A 15,027-nucleotide genomic window follows, 5' to 3' on the forward strand; every position below is an offset into this window, starting at 1 on the left:
CCCTGCCCTGTGCCACGCCACAGGGCGGTGTTTATTTGCACAAATCAATTGACAATCAGCGGTGAAAAGGGCATATTCCTCGGCCTTTTATGAGCACTCGCTAAGACAGATTCAGGAGTTATACCTTGGCTAACATCAAGTCTGCTAAGAAACGCGCGATTCAGGCTGAGAAGCGTCGCAAGCACAACGCCAGCCGTCGTTCCATGGTTCGCACCTACGTGAAAAAAGTCATCGCCGCCATCGCTACCGGTGACAAGGCCAACGCCCAGAAGGCGTTTGAAGCCGCTCAGCCGCTGCTGGACCGCATGGCCACCAAAGGCCTGATCCACAAGAACAAGGCCGCTCGTCACAAGAGCCGCCTGAACGCTCAGATCAAGGCTCTGTAAGAGTTCTGACCAGGCGTTAAAAAAACCGGCTATATGCCGGTTTTTTGTTGCCTGTTTCTCGGTGAGGGGGGAGGTGTCAGGAGTGAGGCGAATACCTCCTCACGCCTCTCTCCTAACTCCTCACCGGCAGTACAGCCGGTGCAGCAGGGCGATCATTTCCCGCACTTCCTCACTTTTCAGCGAGTAATACACGGTCTGGGCTTCCTTGCGGGTGCTCACCAGGTTGTCGTTGCGCAAAATCGCCAGATGCTGGGACAGGGCCGACTGGCTCAGGCCCAGAAATTGGTTCATCTCCCCTACCGACAGCTCCTTGTCGAGCAGATGGCACAGAATAAACAGCCGTCGCTCGTTGGCCAGGGCCTTGAGCAGCTTTACGGCCTGAGCGGCATTGGCTTCCATGTCTTCGATATTCATGTGGTTGGTCGAGTTCACGTTTGGCTCTCAGCTGAATTCATCATCAAAGGTGGCAGGTGGCGTAACCGCCGAAAAGTCGTCAAGCCCCGAGAACAGTGAGCTGAAGTCGCTCTCGCACAGCCGCTTTACCGCCGGATGCTGGATCATGCGCTCGGCAAAGATCACGTAGTACTCTTCTTTCAGCTCAGAAGCCCGGCCAATCTCAACCACCGGCTGATACTGCAGTATAGCGTCCCGGTAAATGGCGGGGGCCACAAAGATACCCTGATTAAAAAAGCCAAAGGCCTTCATCAGGGCGGCATCGTCAAACTCCCCCAGGATCTGCGGCTTGAGCCCCTGCACCTCCAGCCAGTGGCGCAGCTGGCGACCCATGGCGGTACGCCGGCCAGGGATAAGCAGCTTGCGCTCTTCCAGGCAGGCGGGAAAAGGCTTTACCGGCAGCGGCTCGCGGCAGTAAAAGCCCATGTCGCACTCCCCCAGTTTCTTGGACAGCAGGCCGGCGTGCTGGGCCGAGTCCACCGGGCAGTCGGACAATATCATGTCGAGCTTGTGCTGGCTGAGCTGCTCCAGCAGCATTTCATGGGTGGACTCATAGCAGCGCAGGTGAATGGAGCCGTCATTGGGGATCACCGACAGCAGCACCCGGCTGGCCAGTCGCTTTGACAGGGCATCGGCAATGCCCACTTCAAACACCAGATGATCTTCCTTGCGGTAGTTGACGATATCCAGCATCTCGTAAGACAGGCTGAACATGCGATCCGCATACTGATACACCAGCTGACCCAGCTCGCTTGCCTCCAGCTGCCGGCCCTTGCGCTTGAACAACTTGCCCCCCAGGCGTTCTTCCAGCTGGCGGATCTGCCCGGTTACGGTCTGGGGCGTCAGAAACAGGGCTTCGGCCGCCTTGGTGACCGAGCCTTTTTTCTGGGTCATCCAGAAATAATAGAGATGGTTGTAGTTCAGGTGTGACAAGATGCCGTCTCCACGAATTCAATATTTCATCATAAAGAAACCGGCCGGGTTTTTACACCCGGCCGGCTCTGTCGATAAGGCATGTCTGGTTACACCAGCTGAGTATGCACCGATACCTTACGGCGCACCGGCTCTTTTTTTGGCAGTACCCTTCTCAGCATGATATAGCCACTCACTGCCGCCAGACTTGATCCCATCAGGATCCCCAGTCGCGACAGGTTGGCCAGCTGAGCCTGGTCGGCAAAAGCCAGTGACGAAATGAAGATCGACATGGTAAAGCCGATACCACACAGCACGGATACCGCAAATATCTGTTTAAAGCACACACCCGCCGGCAGCTGGGCATAACCCAGGCGTACCGACAGCCAGCTGACCAGGAAGATCCCCATGGGTTTGCCCAGCAGCAGACCCGCCATCACACCCAGGGGCAGCGCCGAGGTCAGATCGGCCAGGGACAGCCCTTCCAGCGACACGCCGGCATTCACAAAGGCAAACAGCGGCAATATCACAAAGGCGCACCAGGGATGGAGGAAGTGCTCCAGCTGCTTGGACGGCGAGAAGCGGTGGCCATAAAGCGGAATAAGGAACCCAAGGATCACCCCGGCCAGGGTGGCATGCACACCCGACTTGAGCACGGCAACCCAGATAATCCAGCCCAGCAGCAGGTAAGGCACCAGATTGCACACCCTGGCCCGGTTCAGCCATACCAGGCCGACGATACCGAGCGCGCCCACCGCCATGGCGGTGAAGTCCACACCATGGTTATAAAACAGCGCAATAATGATGATGGCGCCCAGATCGTCGATGATCGCCAGTGCCAGCAGAAACACTTTAAGGGTAAGAGGCACGCGCTTGCCCAGCAGCGCCATCACCCCAAGGGCAAAGGCGATGTCGGTGGCGGCGGGAATGGCCCAGCCACTCTGGTTGGCAGGCTCACCCAGATTCAGCAGCATAAACCACAAGGCCGGAAACACCATGCCACCAATGGCCGCCAGGGCCGGAAACATGGCTTTTTCACGGGTAGACAGGGCGCCTTCCACCATCTCGCGTTTGACTTCGAGACCCACCAGCAGAAAGAACACCGCCATCATGCCGTCGTTCACCCACAGCAGCAGTGGCTTGTCGAGGTTGAGATCGCTGATGCGCAGCTGAATGGGCATATTGAGGAAGTCCTGATACATACCGGACAGGCCGGTATTGGCCATCATCATGGCGATCAGGGCAGCAATAATTAACAGAATTCCACCGGCCGACTCCATGGCCAGGAAGCGTTTAAGCACATGAGACATATCGAGCTCCTTCTCAAAGAATAGCCCGAGTGTAATCAGCTTGTTACAGAGGTAATAATCGATTGTTTCTGATCAACACCTCGGGAAAAACGAAAGAAAGTGCATTACAACTTACAAATTCCGATGAAATTGAAATGTTAAACTAAAGTATAGCTTTATTTACAAACAAACATCTGTCAAATGGCAACTGGTGCTTTTATATGCGGGTGCGGATGGTACTCCTCCAGAATAAAATCCTCATAAGCATACTCAAACAGTGAATCCGGGCGGCGCGCCAAGCGCATTCTGGGCAATGCTCTCGGCTCTCGTCCCAGCTGCAGCCGGGCCTGCTCCAGATGATTGCTGTACAGGTGCACGTCGCCACCGGTCCAGACAAAGTCTCCCGGCTCAAGGTCGGCCTGCTGGGCCATCATCATAGTCAGCAGCGCGTAGCTGGCGATATTGAAGGGCAGACCGAGAAAGACATCACAGCTGCGCTGATAAAGCTGGCAGGACAGCTTGCCGTTGGCCACGTAGAACTGAAACAGGGCATGGCAGGGCGCCAGCGCCATTTGCTCGATTTCCCCCACGTTCCAGGCGGAGACGATAATACGACGGCTGTCGGGGTTGGTTTTGATGGTCTCCAGCGCCTGGCTTATCTGATCGATTACCCGGCCGTCGGCGGCTGCCCAGCTGCGCCACTGCTTGCCGTAAACCGGCCCCAGCTCGCCGTTTTCATCGGCCCATTCGTCCCAGATGCTGACGCCGTTTTCCTTGAGGTAGGCAGTGTTGGTGTCGCCGTTCAGAAACCACAGCAGCTCGTGAATAATGGATCTGAGGTGGCACTTCTTGGTGGTGACCAGCGGAAATCCGTCGGCCAGATTAAAGCGCATCTGGTGGCCGAACACCGACAGGGTGCCGGTGCCGGTGCGATCCTCTTTGCGCTCACCATGATCAAGAATATGCTGCATCAGCTCGAGGTAGGCTTTCATGCGGTTTTTGCTCCGTTACCAAACCAGTGAGGGCGGCGACAGGCCGCCCATAACATCAATACGCCACCGACCATCATCGGCAGCGACAACAACTGACCCATACTGAACAGGTCCAGATAAAGACCCAGCTGAGCATCGGGCTGGCGTACGAATTCCACCAGGAAGCGGAACAGGCCGTAGCACAGCAGAAACAGCCCGGAGATCACGCCCCGGGGCGGCCGGGCGCGCCAGGCCAGATTGAGGATAATCAGCAGCACCACCCCTTCCAGGGCAAACTGATAGAGCTGGGACGGATGCCGGGGCAGCTCGCCTGCTGCGGGAAAGATCACGCCCCAGGGCACATCGGTCACCCGGCCCCACAGCTCGCCGTTAATAAAGTTGCCCATGCGCCCTGCGCCCAGGCCAAAGGGGATCAGCGGAGCGATAAAATCGGCCACCGCAAAGAAGGTTTTATTGTGTTTGCGGCCAAACAGCCAGAAGGCGGTGAGCACGCCCAGCAGGCCGCCGTGGAACGACATGCCGCCGGACCAGATCTTGATGAGGTAAACCGGGTCGGCCAGAAAGGTGTCGAACTGGTAGAACAGCACATACCCCAGCCGGCCGCCGACAATCACCCCGAGAAAACCGTAGAAGAGCACATCGGAGACCTGGTCTTTGGTCCAGCCGGAGCCGGGTTGCGCCGCGCGCCGGTTGCCCAGCCACCAGGCAAACAGAAAGCCCAGCAGGTACATGAGGCCATACCAGTGCACCGCCAGCGGCCCCAGCTCAATGGCGACGGGATCGAAGCCGGGAAACACCCAATGAGAATCAGACATGCGCTTACCCCGAAAAATGGAAAGCGGGTATTGTAAGGCAAACCGTGATGAGTGTCTGTGGACCTGTGCATTTCGTCGGGCAAAGGGCAGGGTTATAAAGTGGCAGGCGCTGCTTTAGCTGGCGCAAACCTGAAGGCGACGGTGTTCCAGAGGCCTGTTGCACAGGCCCCGCCGACTAAAGTGGTGGCTACAATCCTTGCTGTTGCTTCAGCTACGATCGTTTAGACGATGCGCTACAACCCGGAGCGCAGCAGGCCGCCCAGGCCGCGCTCTTCCAGATAGCGGCCAAAGATGCCTTTAAAGGCGCCGACATGGCGGTGACTGAGGGCTTCCTGCAGCAGCTTTTGCAGCTCGTCGATGCGGGACTGCCGCACGATATACTTGATGCGCATGATGTTGCTGTTATTCATGCTGAAACGGCGATAACCCATGGCCATCAGCACCAGCACGCCGATGGGATCCCCCGCCAGCTCGCCACAGATGGACACGGGCCGGGCGTGCTTGCGGGCGGCGTCAATGATCTGCTGCAGGGCGCGCAGCACCGCCGGATGCAGGGAGTCGTAAATATCGGCCACCCGGCCGTTGTTGCGATCCACCGCCAGCAGATACTGGGTGAGGTCGTTGGTGCCCACCGACCAGAAGTCCACCAGCGGCGCCAGTTCGGCCAGCTGATACAGCAGCGACGGCACTTCTATCATCACCCCCAGGCTGGGATAGCGGATAATGCCCTGCTCATCGGCGGTTTCTGCCGATACCTCGCGCCAGGCCCGGTCCAGCAGCCGGCGGGCCACCCGCACCTCGTCCAGACTGCCCACCATGGGCAGCATGATCGACAGATTGTCGAGGCCGATGCTGGCTCGCAACATGGCCTTGAGCTGCACCAGAAAGATCTCGGGATGATCCAGGGTCAGGCGAATGCCACGCCAGCCAAGAAAGGGGTTTTCCTCGACGATGGGAAAATAGGGCAGCTGCTTGTCGCCGCCCACGTCCAGGGTGCGCATGCACACCGGCTTGCCCACATAGCTGGTGAGCACCCGGCGATAGCTGTGCACCTGCTCCTGCTCGGACGGAAAGCGATCCCGCATCATAAAGGGGATCTCGGTACGGAACAGCCCGACGCCGTCGGCGGCATCGTTCATGGCGATATCTGCGTCGGCACTGAGGCCGGCGTTCAGCAGCAGGGAGACCTGCACGCCGTCCAGAGTCCGTGAGGCTTCATGGCGCACGGTGGCAAAGAGCTCGTCCATCTGGGCTTCTTCGGCGATCACCCTTCGGTATTCCTTGAGCACCGAAGAGGCCGGCTCCACCAGCAACTCGCCGGTGTAGCCGTCCACCACCAGCAACCGATTTTCCAGCAGTTCAAAGGAGTGATCGATGCCCATGACCGCCGGAATGCCCATGGCCCGGGCCAGAATGGCGGCGTGGGAATTGATGGAGCCCCTGGCCGAGACGATGGCCATCAGCTTGTTGCGGGGAATTTCGGCGATCAGGGTGGCGCTGATCTCGTCGGCCACCAGAATGATGGGCTCCGACAACGCCAGCGGGCCGTCGTCTTCATGAATAAGCCGGGTCAGCAGGCGCTGCCCCAGATCCCGAATATCCGCGGCCCGTTCACGCAGATACAGATCGGACATATTGGCGAACTGGGCTATCTGTTTTTCACAGACCCGTTTAACCGCGCTGCCGGCGGTCCAGCCATGTTCAATCTCTTCGCGTATCAGGCCGATAAAGACCGGATCCTTGAGAATGTACTGGTACACCTCAAACACCGCCACCGACTCACCGGAGGGTGACTCCTTGAAACGCAGCGCCATGCCGTCGAGCTCAGCCTCCACCTGCTGCAACACCTTCTCGAGGCGCTGATGCTGCACCGGCAGATCGTCGGCACGGCGCAGCCGTACCCGATCCAGCTCGACCTTTGGCCGCCATACCCAGGCCTTGCCAATGGCCACCCCGGGCGAGCCGGCCAGGCCCCGCAGCATGCCGTGCCAGTTGCGGGAGCTGAGGTTGCCTCTGGCTTCGGCGTGGGCGATCACGGTGGCCAGCTGAGCCGCCAGGGTCACCAGAAAGGATTCTTCTCCTTCTTCAAACAGGCGCACCTGTTTTTGCTGCACCACCAGCACTCCCAGGGTTTTACGCTGGTGAATAATGGGTGCACCAAGAAAGGATCTGAACTCGTCTTCGTGGGCTTCGGGCAGGTATTTGAAACTGGGATGGTGCTGGGCGTCGGCCAGGTTGATCAGCTCTTCCTTTTCACCAATCAGGCCAACAATGCCTTCTCCCAATGGAATGCGGGCCCGGCCCACCGCCTCGGGGGCCAGGCCATCAGTGGCCGCCAGCAAATAAAAAGGATCTTCTTCCCGGCGTAAATAAATGGAGCAGCAGTCTGCCAGCATGACCTGACGGGTCTGTTGTGCCAGCTCCGCCATGGCCTCGTTCAGATCGGAGCTGGCCGTGACCCGCTGGACTATTTCCCTCAGTTCCCTTAACACGCTGCTCCCCCTTGTGCTACCTGTGTCGCCTGCGTCCGTCCCGCTGGCGCCCCTGATCCGCCCTGTGGCGGCCATGATCGCTTCGGTGACGGCCCTGCTCTGCCATTACGATGGGGGCGAACTCCCGCAGAACCCGCCGGTATACTTCCCGTTTAAAAGACACCACCTGACGCACCGGATACCAATAGCTGACCCAGCGCCAGTCATCAAACTCCGGATGCCCGTGGCAACCGAATTCAATGTATGATTCATGATCCGGGTCCAATCGCAGCAAAAACCATTTCTGTTTCTGACCAATGCAGACCGGGTTGCTGTCCCACCGGACCAGGCGCTTGGGCAACTTGTACTTGAGCCAGTGACGGGTTACCGCCAGCAGGGTCACATTTTCGGGCTTGAGCCCGATTTCTTCGTACAATTCCCGGTACATGGCCTGCTCGGGGCTTTCACCGTCGTCCACGCCCCCCTGGGGAAACTGCCAGGAGTGCTGACCATAGCGCCTGGCCCACAATACCTGGCCTTTGCGATTGCAGATCACTATGCCTACATTGGGACGAAATCCGTCACCATCTATCACGCAATCACCAGACTATAAAGCTAACATGGCAACGATTGTTCCATATTACCCCATTCCCGGCAAATCAAGCCTGCAGTCATAATCAGAGAGAGCCACTGAATAACTCACACTCATGTCAACAGTTATAAACAAAAAAAGCTGACTCTTCGAACCGTTTCCCCCAGAACATGTGGATAACATTGTGATCAAGTCGGTATAGTTGAAAGTGGCACCCTTGATTCTTTTACCTACGGTTTGTGATCAGCATCAACATAAAAATAAAAAAACCTTATTAAACAAAAAAATAAAAACATGATGGTGGATCAAGCTGGATCTTTGATCAGGCTGTTCTGCCATCATATCAATGTTGATAAGTTCACAAGCTCAAGAATCCATCACTAAAATGTTATCCACAGGGCGTTGTCGACTTTGCCTTTGCCGGCCATGAGAAAATCCTGTTTTTTTCTTCTCGTGAGCAGGCAGTCTGTTTTTTAGCAAGGTACTACCAGTTATCCAGTTTTTCTGTGGATAAGCTTGTGCAACGGCATGTTCATACTTGAGTAAAACGGGTATATGATCGGCCCCCGCCCCATGGGTACAGGCACCGCCCTGACACACAAAAGGTGAGCAAATTTTGAACATAACCGTATCCCGCCCGGACAGCCTCGATATTCTGCTGAATCGCGCTCAGGGGCTGGCCGGCCTGCCTCTGGCGGAGCTGGCCGGTGAACTGGGCCTGGCGGTGCCGGCCAGTCTGCGCCGGGACAAGGGCTGGATTGGCCAGCTGCTGGAACTGAGCCTGGGCGCCAGCGCCGGCTCAAAGCCGGAGCAGGACTTTCCCGAGCTGGGCGTCGAACTCAAGACCATTCCGCTGGACACCGCCGCCCGGCCGCTGGAAACCACCTTTGTGTGCGTGGCGCCGCTGCTCGACATCGCCGGCCTGACCTGGGAGACCAGCAATGTGCGCAACAAGCTGTCCCGGGTGCTGTGGGTGCCTGTGATTGGCGAGCGAGACACCCCCCCCGGCGAGCGCCTGATCGGCCAGCCGCTGCTATGGATGCCGAATGAAGAAGAAGAGTGGCTGCTGCGTCAGGACTGGGAAGAGATCATGGAGCTGATAAGTCTGGGCCGGGTACAGGAGATCACCGCCCGCCACGGCCAGGCCCTGCAGTTGCGGCCCAAGGCCGCCAACGGCCGCGCCCTGACCGACGCCATCGGCCCCGATGGCGGCTATATACAAACCCGCCCCCGGGGCTTTTACCTGAAAACCGGCTTTACCAAAGCCCTGCTGGCCCGGCATTTTATGCTTTGAGGCCGTGAGGGGTGAGGGGTGAGGGGCGATGAAATGTTGCAATTCGCTGCGCTCATTGACAACCTACGCCGCCACCGGCTCCTGAGTATTGAGTCGCCAGATCAGCATTAATACCAGCAGGATCCAGGGCACGGCGAACAGGTTCAGGCCGGTCCAGCCGAGCAGGGTCACGCCCTGACCGGCAAACAGGCTGCCAAGGGCCGCGGCGGTAAATACCAGAAACTCGTTAATGCCCTGCACCCGGGCCTTTTCCGCCGGCCGGTAACAGCGGCTCAGTAAATGAGTGGCGCCGATAAAGGTAAAGTTCCAGCCTGCGCCCAGCCACAGCATGCCCCACCAGTAGTGCCAGAAGCCAATACCGGACAGGCTCGCCGCCACGCTCAGCAGCAGGGTGGCACAACCCCAGAGGATCACGCTGCGGGTGCCAAAGCGGCGAATAAGGTGGCCGGTAAAAAAGGACGGCACAAACATGCCCAGCACATGCCACTGGATCACCAGGGCGGTATCGGGAAAGTCGTGGCTGTGATGCGCCATCGACAAGGGAGTGGCGGTCATCAGCAACACCATGATGCCATAGCCGATCATGCCCGAGGCCACCGCCGCCAGCAGCAGCGGCTGGCGAAACAGCTCCCCATAGGATCTCACCCGCTCACCGGGCGCAACCACGGTCGCCGCCGGCAGCGGCAGCAGCAGGATCAACAGCAAGGCCACCGCGTAAAGACCAAGCAGGCCATAAAAGGCACCGGCATACGCGCTGGCGTCATGCCAGTGCTGCGACCAGATCGCCAGATTGGGCCCGATCACCGCCGCCAGTACGCCACCGGCCATCACCAGGCTGATGGCCCGGGCATGCTGACCGCTGTCACAGGCTTCCAGCGCCGCGAAGCGGTATTGCTGGCCAACCCCAATGGCGATGCCGGTCAGAAAGGTGCCACAGGCAAACAGCCCGAGACTGGTCGCCACCAGCCCCTGCAGCGCCACCCAGGCGCCCAGCAGGCCAAACAGGTTGCCGAGCACAAAACCGGTCTTGCGACCCAGCCGCTGCATCAGGTGCGCCGCCGGCAGGGTGGCGGTGATCAGCCCGGCAAACTGACAGGCTACCGGCAGGGTGATCTGCCAGGCTTCAGCGGCCAGCTGCTGGCCGATCAGCGCCGACACCGACACCAGCAGAATATTGCCCGACATCAGCAGCGCCTGGGCAATGGCCAGCCCCCATACGGTAATCGGCATGACACATCCTTGGTTACATTAGAAACAATTAAAGCATCTTAACCCGCCCGCCAAAAAACAAAAAGGCCCGCAAATGCGGGCCTTTTTCGACAGCCGGTTCGGCTTATTTGGTGGCGAGACGCTCTTTGATCCGAGCGGACTTGCCGGAACGATCGCGCAGGTAGTAAAGCTTGGCACGACGCACGGCGCCGCGACGCTTCACTTCCACGCTGCCGATCAGCGGGCTGTGAGTCTGGAAGGTACGCTCAACGCCTTCACCGCTGGAGATCTTGCGAACGGTGAAAGAAGAGTGCAGACCGCGGTTACGCTTGGCGATAACAACGCCTTCGTAAGCCTGCAGACGCTCTTTGCCGCCTTCTACAACACGTACCTGTACGCGCACGGTGTCACCCGGTACGAATGCGGGGATATCGCTGCGCAGTTGTTCTTCTTCAAGCTGCTTGATGATGTTGCTCATGATATTTCCTTACCTAGGGTAAACTGAAAACTCTACTGCTTGTCCTGCTGTTCGCGGACAAATTGGGCAAGAAGCTGTTCCTGCTCGTCAGTCAGAGCTAGGTTGTTAAGCAGTTCCGGCCTTCTCGACCAGGTACGGCCCAATGCCTGCTGCATTCTCCAGCGTGCTATGTCTGCGTGGTTGCCACTGAGCAACACCTCGGGAACGGCCATTCCCTCCAGTTGCTCGGGACGCGTGTAGTGAGGATGATCCAGCAGACCTTCACTGAAGGAATCCTGCTCCGCACTCGCCATGTCGCCCAGTACGCCGGGCACCAGACGGGCCACCGCATCAATCAGCACCATGGCCGGCAATTCGCCGCCACTGAGCACGTAATCGCCCACCGACCATTCTTCATCGATATCGGCTTCAATCACGCGCTCGTCCACACCTTCATAGCGTCCGGCCACCAGGATTAATTTTTCCTGATTTGCCAGCTCGCGCACGCCCTGCTGATCCAGCCTGCGGCCCTGGGGTGAAAGGTAAATCACCTTTGCTCCCTCGCCCGCCGCTGCCCGCGCCGCCGCTATGGCGTCGCGCAATGGTTGCACCATCATCAGCATGCCCGGTCCGCCCCCGTAGGGTCTGTCGTCGACAGTGCGGTGTTTGTCCCGGGTGAAATCCCGCGGATTCCAGCTTTCAAATGTCAGCAGACCGTCTTTAACGGCCCTACCGGTGACCCCGTAGTCACTGACTGCCCGGAACATCTCCGGGAAGAGGCTGACGACCCCTATCCACATGATTCTCTCCGTGCAGGACTACCGGGATTAAAAATCCGGATCCCACTCTACTTCGATGATTCGGTCCTGAATATTCACGGACTTGATCACCTGTTGCTCCAGAAACGGAATCAACCGTTCCCGTTGACCAAATGCGTCGTTGGCATTGGCTTTGACCACCAGCACGTCGTTGGAGCCGGTTTCCATCAGCTGAGACACCACACCGAGGTCATAACCCCGGGTATTGCTCACTCGACAACCGACCAGATCGCGCCAGTAAAATTCATCCGCCGGCAGCGAGGGCAGAGCCTCGGCGCTGACTGCGATGTCGGCACCGGTCAGTGCCTGAGCCTCTTCGCGCAGGTCGATATCGGCCAGCTTGCAAATCAGGCTCTTGTTGTGGCGCTTCCATCCAGTGACCTGAATTTCACGCCAGCCTTTGCCATCGTTTATCAGCCAGGGCTGATAATCGAAAATGCCATCGGGCTGTTCGGTAAAGGAGTTGACTTTCAGCCAGCCCTTGATGCCGTACACGGCGCCCAGGCGGCCTACTATGACAGGTTCACTCACCTTACACTCCTCGCCCGACCGGCTCAGGCAGCGGCCTTGGAAGCGTCTTTGACCAGCTTGGCCACGCGCTCGGAAAGGCTTGCACCCTGGGCTACCCAGTGGTTGATGCGCTCGAGGTCCAGACGCAGTTTTTCTGCCTGGCCGGAAGCGATCGGGTTGAAGAAGCCTACTTTCTCGATGAAACGACCATCGCGAGCGTAGCGGCTGTCAGCAACTACTACCTGGTAGAACGGACGCTTTTTCGCGCCACCACGTTGTAAACGAATGGTTACCATACCGTCCTCTATTTACTTGAAACAAACAAGGTTCGCGAACAATGCGAACCCCGGCTTAAAATAAGCCGCGCAATTGTACTCCGATCAGGTGAGAATGCAACCAAAAGGGGGATGCGCGGCCCGTGTATGCCACCGGCCGAGGCCGGTGGCAAATTCGTGGTGACTCAGAACGGACCGCGACGGCCACCGCCGCCCAGACCGCCCGGCCCCATCATGCCCTGCATCTGGCTCATCATCTTGCGCATGCCGCCCTTGCCGGACATTTTCTTCATCATCTTCTGCATCTGGGTGAACTGCTTGAGCAGCTTGTTCACTTCCTGCACCTCGGTGCCCGAGCCCAGAGCGATGCGGCGCTTGCGGCTGCCCTTGATCAACTCGGGATGGCGGCGCTCCTTGGGGGTCATGGAGTTGATAATGGCCTCCATGCGCACGGTGAGCTTGTCGTTAACCTGATCCTTGACGTTGTCGGGCAGCTGGTTCATGCCCGGCAGCTTGTCCATCAGGCTCATCATGCCGCCCATATCACGCATCTGCACCAGCTGGTCGCGAAAGTCCTCCAGATCAAAGCCCTTGCCCTTTTTGAGCTTCTGGGCCATTTCGGCGGCCTTGTTCTTGTCCACCGAGCGTTCCATCTGATCGATCAGCGACAGTACGTCACCCATGCCCAGAATGCGCGAGGCCACCCGGTCCGGGTGGAAGGGCTCCAGAGCATCGACCTTCTCGCCCATACCGATAAACTTGATGGGCTTGCCGGTAATGTGACGCACCGACAGGGCGGCGCCGCCCCGGGCGTCACCGTCGGCCTTGGTGAGGATAACGCCGGTGAGCGGCAGCGCCTCGCTGAAGGCCTTGGCGGTGTTGGCGGCGTCCTGACCGGTCATGGCGTCGACCACAAACAGGGTTTCCACCGGCTCGATGGCGCTGTGCAGCTGCTGGATCTCGGTCATCATGTCTTCATCGACATGCAGACGACCGGCGGTATCCACCAGCACCACATCAAAGAATTTCTTGCGGGCGTAATCGACGGCGTTGCGGCCGATGTCCACCGGCTTCTGGCTGATGTCACTGGGGAAGCATTCCACCTCCAGATCCGCCGCCAGGGTTTCCAGCTGCTTGATGGCCGCCGGACGATAGACGTCGGCACTGACCACCAGCACCTTTTTCTTTTCGCGCTCTTTCAGGTATTTGGCCAGCTTGCCCACCGAGGTGGTTTTACCGGCGCCCTGCAGGCCCGCCATCAGCACCACGGCCGGCGGGCTGACCGCCAGATCCAGGGCCTCGTTGGCCTCGCCCATCACCGCCACCAGCTCGGCGTTGACGATCTTGATAAAGGCCTGGCCCGGGCTCAGGGACTTGGACACTTCCTGGCCCACTGCCCGCTCCTTGACCCGGTTGACGAACTCCCGCACCACCGGCAGGGCCACGTCGGCCTCGAGCAGAGCCATGCGCACTTCGCGCAGGGTTTCCTTGATATTGTCTTCGGTCAGGCGTCCGCGACCGCTGATGTTCTTCAGCGTGCGCGACAGTCTTTCGGTGAGATTCTCAAACATGAACTGCGTCCGCAAATGGCGAAAATTGCGACCAGTATAACCAAGTTGCGCCCCGAACTTAAGCGAACCCGGCTGGCGATGGGCGAGGCCTTGGGGGTATACTGCCCTTTCTTTTTATATTTCCGATAAATGGCTGACATTCATTATGGAATTGCTTGCTGTTCTGGCGATGGCATTTTACCTGTTGGCGGCCTTTGCCTGCGTGCACAATCTGTTTAATCCGCACAACAAGGGCCGCCGTTACGGCCTGATGGCAGCCGTCTGCGCCCTGCTGCTGCATGGCGCCTGGCTGATCAATACGGTGGTGCTGGTGCCGGGGCAGAACCTCAGCATGCTCAACGTGGCTTCCCTGGTCAGCCTGATGGTGGCCGGCCTGATGTCGCTGCTGGTGACCCGCTTCAACGTCTGGGTGCTGATGCCGGTTGTCTATGGCTTTGCCTTTCTGTTGCTGGTGGCCGACATGCTGCTGCCCGGTCACTACACCATGCATCTGGAAACCCGGCCCGAGGTACTGGTGCATATCGGTCTGGGGCTGATGTCCTATTCACTGCTGGGCATTGCCTGCCTGCTGGCCATTTTGCTGGGTTTTCTCGATCACCGGCTGAAAAAGCACAAGCTGACCAACCTGCCCGCCATGCCGCCGCTGATGACCCTGGAACGTCACCTGTTCCGGCTGATCTTTGCCGGCGTGGTGCTGCTGACCCTGTCCATTTCCACCGGCCTGTTCTTTCTGCAGGAAATGTTCAGCCCAGGCAAGGTACACAAGGCGGTGCTGACCATTATCGCCTGGTGCGTCTATGTGGGGCTGCTGTGGGGCCACCACCGTCTGGGCTGGCGCGGCCGCAAGGTAATATGGACCAGTGTGGCCGGCAGCCTGCTGCTGACCCTGGCCTATTTTGGCAGCCGCTTTGTGCGGGAAGTTCTGCTCGGTTCTTGACAGGCTTTCGGCAAACTCGTAGAAATTGATCAGGTTTTTTACACAG

The 15,027-nt window shown here is 58.6% G+C and carries 16 protein-coding genes; 3 read left to right on the forward strand and 13 right to left on the reverse strand.

The annotated features are described in order from the left end of the window. The first annotated feature begins 125 nt into the window (after positions 1 to 125). The gene (rpsT, locus tag DA373_RS02775) at positions 126 to 386 is read left to right on the forward strand and encodes a 30S ribosomal protein S20 (protein ID WP_094278143.1); all 261 of its coding nucleotides are present in this window, start codon (positions 126 to 128) and stop codon (positions 384 to 386) included. Between the two features lie 120 nt (positions 387 to 506). Here rpsT and DA373_RS02780 read toward each other — a convergent pair whose 3' ends face one another. The 7 genes from DA373_RS02780 to rppH all read right to left on the reverse strand — a co-directional run bounded on the left by DA373_RS02780 (position 507) and on the right by rppH (position 7,913). Continuing rightward, complete coding sequence (locus DA373_RS02780) at positions 507 to 800, reverse strand: ArsR/SmtB family transcription factor (protein WP_107850840.1); 294 nt, start codon at positions 798 to 800, stop codon at positions 507 to 509. A gap of 27 nt (positions 801 to 827) precedes the next feature. After that, on the reverse strand, positions 828 to 1,772 hold the full coding sequence (gene nhaR, locus DA373_RS02785; protein ID WP_107850841.1) for a transcriptional activator NhaR: 945 nt from the start codon (positions 1,770 to 1,772) through the stop codon (positions 828 to 830). Between the two features lie 89 nt (positions 1,773 to 1,861). Continuing rightward, positions 1,862 to 3,061 (reverse strand): Na+/H+ antiporter NhaA, encoded by a 1,200-nt coding sequence (nhaA, locus tag DA373_RS02790; protein WP_107850842.1) that lies wholly within the window; start codon positions 3,059 to 3,061, stop codon positions 1,862 to 1,864. A 176-nt stretch (positions 3,062 to 3,237) separates the two neighbouring features. After that, positions 3,238 to 4,032 (reverse strand): thymidylate synthase, encoded by a 795-nt coding sequence (thyA, locus tag DA373_RS02795; RefSeq protein WP_107850843.1) that lies wholly within the window; start codon positions 4,030 to 4,032, stop codon positions 3,238 to 3,240. Next, complete coding sequence (gene lgt, locus DA373_RS02800) at positions 4,029 to 4,847, reverse strand: prolipoprotein diacylglyceryl transferase (protein WP_107850844.1); 819 nt, start codon at positions 4,845 to 4,847, stop codon at positions 4,029 to 4,031. The genes thyA and lgt overlap by 4 nt, the downstream gene beginning before the upstream one ends. 233 nt (positions 4,848 to 5,080) lie before the next feature. Then, positions 5,081 to 7,339, reverse strand: coding sequence for a phosphoenolpyruvate--protein phosphotransferase (ptsP, locus tag DA373_RS02805; protein ID WP_107850845.1), 2,259 nt, complete (start codon positions 7,337 to 7,339; stop codon positions 5,081 to 5,083). Positions 7,340 to 7,355: 16 nt separating this feature from the next. After that, positions 7,356 to 7,913 carry an RNA pyrophosphohydrolase gene (rppH, locus tag DA373_RS02810; RefSeq protein ID WP_107850846.1) on the reverse strand — a complete coding sequence of 186 codons (558 nt, stop codon included), beginning with the start codon at positions 7,911 to 7,913 and terminating at the stop codon, positions 7,356 to 7,358. A gap of 613 nt (positions 7,914 to 8,526) precedes the next feature. Between rppH and mutH the strand changes: the two genes are divergently transcribed. Beyond that, complete coding sequence (mutH, locus tag DA373_RS02815; protein ID WP_107850847.1) at positions 8,527 to 9,204, forward strand: DNA mismatch repair endonuclease MutH; 678 nt, start codon at positions 8,527 to 8,529, stop codon at positions 9,202 to 9,204. A 63-nt stretch (positions 9,205 to 9,267) separates the two neighbouring features. Here mutH and DA373_RS02820 read toward each other — a convergent pair whose 3' ends face one another. The 6 genes from DA373_RS02820 to ffh form a co-directional block, all read right to left on the reverse strand. Further along, entirely contained in the window at positions 9,268 to 10,434 is a 1,167-nt protein-coding gene (locus DA373_RS02820; RefSeq protein ID WP_107850848.1) for an MFS transporter, read from the reverse strand. 103 nt (positions 10,435 to 10,537) lie between these two features. Beyond that, positions 10,538 to 10,891: a 50S ribosomal protein L19 gene (gene rplS / locus DA373_RS02825; RefSeq protein ID WP_019936062.1), complete on the reverse strand. Its 354-nt coding sequence runs from the start codon at positions 10,889 to 10,891 to the stop codon at positions 10,538 to 10,540. Between the two features lie 32 nt (positions 10,892 to 10,923). Further along, positions 10,924 to 11,670 carry a tRNA (guanosine(37)-N1)-methyltransferase TrmD gene (trmD, locus tag DA373_RS02830; RefSeq protein WP_107850849.1) on the reverse strand — a complete coding sequence of 249 codons (747 nt, stop codon included), beginning with the start codon at positions 11,668 to 11,670 and terminating at the stop codon, positions 10,924 to 10,926. Between the two features lie 27 nt (positions 11,671 to 11,697). Continuing rightward, positions 11,698 to 12,219 (reverse strand): ribosome maturation factor RimM, encoded by a 522-nt coding sequence (rimM, locus tag DA373_RS02835; RefSeq protein ID WP_107850850.1) that lies wholly within the window; start codon positions 12,217 to 12,219, stop codon positions 11,698 to 11,700. A gap of 23 nt (positions 12,220 to 12,242) precedes the next feature. Continuing rightward, entirely contained in the window at positions 12,243 to 12,494 is a 252-nt protein-coding gene (gene rpsP / locus DA373_RS02840; RefSeq protein ID WP_014291428.1) for a 30S ribosomal protein S16, read from the reverse strand. Positions 12,495 to 12,658: 164 nt separating this feature from the next. Beyond that, positions 12,659 to 14,044, reverse strand: coding sequence for a signal recognition particle protein (ffh, locus tag DA373_RS02845; protein WP_107850851.1), 1,386 nt, complete (start codon positions 14,042 to 14,044; stop codon positions 12,659 to 12,661). Between the two features lie 145 nt (positions 14,045 to 14,189). On the opposite strand from ffh, the gene DA373_RS02850 reads away from it, so the two are divergent. Then, a complete protein-coding gene (locus DA373_RS02850) occupies positions 14,190 to 14,981 on the forward strand; it encodes a cytochrome C assembly family protein (protein WP_198650220.1) in 792 nt (263 codons plus the stop codon). The last annotated feature ends 46 nt before the right edge of the window (positions 14,982 to 15,027 follow it).

The sequence above is a fragment of the Oceanimonas marisflavi genome, assembly GCF_003049725.1.
Lineage (GTDB): Bacteria > Pseudomonadota > Gammaproteobacteria > Enterobacterales > Aeromonadaceae > Oceanimonas > Oceanimonas marisflavi.

Excerpts from the sequence above, each read along its gene's own strand:
- DA373_RS02780 (WP_107850840.1), bottom strand. The coding sequence starts at position 800 with ATGAATATCGAAGACATGGAAGCCAATGCCGCTCAGGCCGTAAAGCTG.
- nhaA (WP_107850842.1), bottom strand. The coding sequence starts at position 3,061 with ATGTCTCATGTGCTTAAACGCTTCCTGGCCATGGAGTCGGCCGGTGGA.
- thyA (WP_107850843.1), bottom strand. The coding sequence starts at position 4,032 with ATGAAAGCCTACCTCGAGCTGATGCAGCATATTCTTGATCATGGTGAG.
- lgt (WP_107850844.1), bottom strand. The coding sequence starts at position 4,847 with ATGTCTGATTCTCATTGGGTGTTTCCCGGCTTCGATCCCGTCGCCATT.
- DA373_RS02820 (WP_107850848.1), bottom strand. The coding sequence starts at position 10,434 with ATGCCGATTACCGTATGGGGGCTGGCCATTGCCCAGGCGCTGCTGATG.
- rplS (WP_019936062.1), bottom strand. The coding sequence starts at position 10,891 with ATGAGCAACATCATCAAGCAGCTTGAAGAAGAACAACTGCGCAGCGAT.
- trmD (WP_107850849.1), bottom strand. The coding sequence starts at position 11,670 with ATGTGGATAGGGGTCGTCAGCCTCTTCCCGGAGATGTTCCGGGCAGTC.
- rpsP (WP_014291428.1), bottom strand. The coding sequence starts at position 12,494 with ATGGTAACCATTCGTTTACAACGTGGTGGCGCGAAAAAGCGTCCGTTC.
- ffh (WP_107850851.1), bottom strand. The coding sequence starts at position 14,044 with ATGTTTGAGAATCTCACCGAAAGACTGTCGCGCACGCTGAAGAACATC.
- DA373_RS02850 (WP_198650220.1), top strand. The coding sequence starts at position 14,190 with ATGGAATTGCTTGCTGTTCTGGCGATGGCATTTTACCTGTTGGCGGCC.